Annotated in this window: 5 protein-coding genes; 2 read left to right on the plus strand and 3 right to left on the minus strand. The window is 72.3% G+C overall.

All coding sequences use genetic code 11. The features are described 5' to 3' along the window. The first annotated feature begins 23 nt into the window (after positions 1 to 23). Positions 24 to 914 (plus strand): glycosyltransferase family 2 protein, encoded by an 891-nt coding sequence (locus DQP58_RS25850; RefSeq protein WP_112710898.1) that lies wholly within the window; start codon positions 24 to 26, stop codon positions 912 to 914. 13 nt (positions 915 to 927) lie between these two features. Next, positions 928 to 2,004, plus strand: a complete 1,077-nt coding sequence (locus DQP58_RS25855; RefSeq protein WP_066868502.1) for a sugar phosphate nucleotidyltransferase — start codon at positions 928 to 930, stop codon at positions 2,002 to 2,004. A gap of 32 nt (positions 2,005 to 2,036) precedes the next feature. Here the strand turns inward: DQP58_RS25855 and DQP58_RS25860 are convergent, their stop codons facing one another. From DQP58_RS25860 to DQP58_RS25870, 3 genes are all read right to left on the minus strand, one after another. Further along, positions 2,037 to 2,585: an NUDIX hydrolase gene (locus tag DQP58_RS25860; protein WP_112710899.1), complete on the minus strand. Its 549-nt coding sequence runs from the start codon at positions 2,583 to 2,585 to the stop codon at positions 2,037 to 2,039. Continuing rightward, positions 2,582 to 4,168 carry a class I SAM-dependent methyltransferase gene (locus tag DQP58_RS25865; RefSeq protein ID WP_240630150.1) on the minus strand — a complete coding sequence of 529 codons (1,587 nt, stop codon included), beginning with the start codon at positions 4,166 to 4,168 and terminating at the stop codon, positions 2,582 to 2,584. Before DQP58_RS25865 ends, DQP58_RS25860 begins: the two co-directional genes overlap by 4 nt. A 28-nt stretch (positions 4,169 to 4,196) precedes the next feature. Further along, on the minus strand, positions 4,197 to 4,679 hold a 483-nt coding region (locus tag DQP58_RS25870; protein ID WP_205869548.1), incomplete at its 5' end, for a nitroreductase family protein.

Below are 4,679 nucleotides of genomic sequence, written 5' to 3' on the forward strand. Positions count from 1 at the left end.
CGAGCGGCCGGTACCCTCTACGCGTGACTGACGCCCTGCCGGTCGTGACGGTGACCTACTCACCGGGCCCACACCTGGAGCGCTTCCTGGCCTCGCTGTCGCTGGCCACCGAGCGCGAGGTGTGCGTGCTGCTGGCCGACAACGGCTCCACCGACGGCACCCCGCAGGCGGCCGTCGAGCGCTACCCCAACGTGCGGCTGTTCCACACCGGCGCCAACCTCGGCTACGGCACAGCGATCAATCGGGCCGTCGCGCAGCTGGACCGCGACGACGACTGGGTGATCGTCGCCAACCCCGACGTGCAGTGGGGCCCAGGCAGCATCGACGCGCTGCTCGACGCCGCGGCGCGCTGGCCACGCGCCGGCGCACTGGGGCCGCTGGTCCGCGATCCCGACGGGTCGGTGTACCCGTCGGCGCGCCACCTGCCCAGCCTGATCCGCGGCGGCATGCATGCAGTCCTCGGGCCGTTCTGGAAGAGCAATCCGTGGTCGGCGGCCTACCGCCAGGAGCGCCTCGAGCCCACCGAGCGGCCGGTGGGCTGGCTGTCGGGCTCGTGCCTGCTGGTGCGCCGGTCGGCGTTCGGCCAGATCGGCGGATTCGACGAGCGCTACTTCATGTACATGGAGGACGTCGACCTGGGCGACCGGCTGGGCAAGGCCGGCTGGCTTTCCGTCTACGTGCCGTCGGCCGAGGTGCTGCACCACAAGGGCCACTCCACCGGCGGGGACCCCGCCAACCACCTCGCCGCGCACCACAAGAGCACGTATATGTTCCTGGCCGACCGGCATTCCGGCTGGTTGCGCGCTCCGCTGCGCTGGACGCTGCGCGCCTCGCTGGCGGTGCGGTCGCGGCTGATGGTGCGCAGCGCGCTGCGCGCGGCCGGGCGGCAGAAACTCCTGGAAGGGCGACACTGAGGTGGCTGATCTGGTGGGCGGTCCGCAAGTCGATGTGGTGATCCTGGTCGGGGGCAAGGGCACCCGGCTGCGGCCGCTGACGCTGTCGGCGCCCAAGCCGATGCTGCCCACCGCCGGGTTGCCGTTCCTGACCCATCTGCTGTCGCGGGTCGCCGCGGCGGGCATCGAGCACGTCATCCTCAGCACGTCGTATCAGGCGGCGGTGTTCGAGGCGGAGTTCGGCGACGGCTCCAAGCTGGGCCTGCAGATCGAGTACGTCACCGAGGAGCGGCCGCTGGGCACCGGCGGCGGAATCGCCAACGTCGCAGGGCATCTGCGGCACGACACCGTGATGGTGTTCAACGGCGACGTGCTCTCCGGGGCCGACCTCGGTCAGATGCTCGACTTCCACTCCGCCCAGGAGTCCGACGTCACCCTGCACCTGGTCCGCGTCGGCGACCCTCGGGCGTTCGGCTGCGTGACCACCGAGGAGGGCCGGGTGACCGCATTCCTGGAGAAGACCCAGGATCCGCCGACCGACCAGATCAACGCCGGCTGCTACGTCTTCTCGCGCGCGGTGATCGACCGGATCCCGCGCGGCCGTGAGGTGTCGGTGGAACGCGAGGTGTTTCCCGCGCTGCTGTCGGATCCCGACGTCAAGGTCTGCGGCTACGTCGACGCCAGCTACTGGCGCGACATGGGCACGCCGGAGGACTTCGTCCGTGGCTCGGCCGATTTGGTGCGGGGCATCGCGCCCTCGCCGGCCCTGCACGGCCACCGCGGCGAGCAGTTGGTGCACGACGGCGCGGCGGTGTCGCCGGGCGCGGTGCTGGTCGGCGGGACGGTCGTCGGGCGTGGCGCCGAGATCGGCCCCGGCGTGCGGCTGGACGGCGCGGTGATCTTCGACGGCGTCAAGGTCGAGGCGGGCAGCGTGATCGAGCGCTCGATCATCGGCTTCGGCGCGCGCATCGGCCCCCGGGCGCTGATCCGCGACGGGGTGATCGGCGACGGCGCCGACATCGGGGCCCGCTGCGAGCTGTTGCGCGGCGCCCGGGTGTGGCCGGGGGTGTCGATTCCCGACGGCGGGATCCGCTACTCGTCCGACGTCTAGCCGGGCTTGATCTGCTGAGTGTGAAGTTGACTTCACACTCCGCGGACCTGGGCCTGGGCCCGCTCGACCAAATACGCCAGCGCGTAATCCGTTCCGTCCGGCAGGGCGTCGACGGGCCACCACCGCAGGTCGTCGGACTCGTCGCTGATCGCGATCCGCGCCCCGGCCGGCGCGTGCGCGACGAATTGCAGATCCAGATGGCGGGTCGGCACCCCCAGCGAGCACACCACCGGATGCACGTGCACCGCGGCCAGCCGCGGTGGCATGCGCAGCCCGTCGATCCCGGACTCCTCGGTGGCCTCCCGCAGCGCCGCCGCGACGATGTCGGCGTCGCCGTCGTCGCAGTGGCCGCCCAGCTGCACCCACCGGCCCAGGCGGCGGTGCAGGGTCAGCAGCACCCGATCGCCGGAGTGGTCGAGCACCAGCGCCGACGCGGTGACGTGGCCGGGCACGCACTCGCGGCGGCAGGCATCGCTGCGGGCGTGCACGAAGGCCAGCACGGCGTGCCGCACCGAGTCCTGGGCCGGGTCCGGGGGATCCCAGCCGGATAGCATCGCGATCGCCGAGTCGCGAACGCTCATCGCGACCCCCGCCGATTGCGCCTGTCCCGCAGCGACGCCCACGCCGCACGGCAGCCGGCAACCACCTCGGCACGCAGGCCCAGGCCGTCGATCAGCACGCGCCGGTCGACGACGTCGAGCGCCTTGTCGATCTCGTTGGCCTTGAGCAACAGGTCCACGTCGCAGGCCAGCCCGGCATCGGCGAGCGCCGGCGGCGGAATGGGCAGCTGCTCGGCCTCGCGGGGCTCGAGCTCCAAAACGCCCCCGCCGTAGCTGCGGCCGAGGATCTCGGCGAACGCGAATGTCGCGCTGTTGTGGAACACCGCGGCCAGCGCGGCCGGATCGACGGGGACATCGGAGCCGGTGGTCACGCGCACCCGGTGCACGGTATCGGTGCTCGTGGCCGCCGCGGCGTTGACGGTCAGCCGCGGCGCCCGGTGGATCTGGCGCAGCAGGAATAGGTCGGGCTGCCACAGCGACGGCGTGCGCCACCAGGGCTTACGGATCGAGCACTTGTAGCCGCGGTGCACCCCGGCGGCCTCGCCGGCGCGGATGTGGGCGCTCAGCGCGGCGTCGGCCGGCTCGGGCGGCGCGTTGAGCAGCCAGCTGCGGTGTCCGGCGGCGACATCGCTTGTCCGGCAATCGGTGTCGTAGATCAGCCCGGACAGCTGGGCGCTGCGCGAAACGAGCGGGACGCAGTGCGGCCGCAGCCCCAGCTCCCCGGCCCGGGCGTCGGTGAAGGTGAAGAAGGCGTTGCGCCCGGTCACGATGCCGACGTCCACGTCGGCGAAAGAGCCGAGCTTCGACATGGCGCCGGAACCCTTCAGCGCGCGCAGCAGCCCGATCGCGGCGGGGTCCAGAAAGTACTTGGTCCATTTCTCGTTTTCGTGCAGCAGCGCGGGCGCCCATTCGGCGTCCAGGTCCGCGCGCGCCAGCGCGTCGGCGTCTCGCAGGTGCACGGTGCGGATGCGGGCGGGGCCGCGGCCCACCACGCCGCAGAACAGCACGACCTCCTGCAGGATGCCGTCGAAGACCAGGCGCTCGAAGGTCAACAGGGTGATCTCGCGGAATCGGCTCAGCAGGAACTCGCGCAACTGTGCGGCGTAGGTGACCTGGAGCAGCTCGGCCGGGAGCACCAGACCCACCCGCCCGCCGTCGCGCACCAGCACGGTGCTCGCCACCACGAACGGGACCCAGGCGTTGGTCAGCCGGGTGGGGCGCAGGCCCTCGCGCCGCATCACCTCCAGCGCCGGATCGCGCTGCCGCGCGGGCCAGTTGCCGAATCGGATGTAGGGCGGGTTGCCGGCGACGCCGTCCCAGCCGCCGGGTTCGGCGGTGGCGAGCCAGCCGAACAGGCTCGCGTTGTCGACGGGCGCGAACCGGCGCGACTTGGCCGCCTCGCCCGCGATCAGCTCGACGCCGCGGACCTCGTCGCTCACGCCCGCCAGCTCGCGCAGGATGGCGCCGTCACCGCAGGAGGGCTCGACGATCCTGGGCCCGGCCTCGCGGACCCAGCCGGCCAGGAAGCGGGCCACCGGCTTTGGCGTGTAGTAGCCGCCGCGGAGCTTGTCGGCCGTGGCCGCCGCCTTGCCCGCGAACGTCATGGGCTCAGTATCTTTCAAAAATCCGGCATCACTTGCGGATCAGCAGATCATCGGCGTCCGCCGGATCGCGCGGCCCGGCCGGTTCGGCGGCATAGCCGATGGCGATGGCGCCCAACGGCTCCCAGTCGGCGGGCAGGTCGAGCTCGGCGCGCACCAGGTCGGCGGCGAAGATCGTCGAGCCGATCCAGCAGCTGCCCACCCCGCGCACCGCCAGCGCGACCAGCAAGGCCTGCACGGCCGCACCGACCGCAACGGTGAACATGGTGTGCTCGGCGTCGGTGCGCGCGGCGTCGGGATAGGAGTGGGCGCCGTCGGGCACCAGGAAAGGGATGACGACCTCGGGCGCGTCGTAGAGGATCTGGCCGCGCGCCACCCGGCGGTCGATCGAGTCGGCGGGCCGGCCGTCACCGGCGAGGTCGGCGCGCCACTTGTCCTTCATGCGGTCCAGCAGCCGGGTCCGGGTGGCCGGGGTCCGCAACCAGACGAACCGCACCGGGCGGGTGTGGTGGGG

The sequence above is a fragment of the Mycobacterium colombiense genome (assembly GCF_003284975.1).
In the GTDB taxonomy this organism is placed as follows: domain Bacteria; phylum Actinomycetota; class Actinomycetes; order Mycobacteriales; family Mycobacteriaceae; genus Mycobacterium; species Mycobacterium europaeum_A.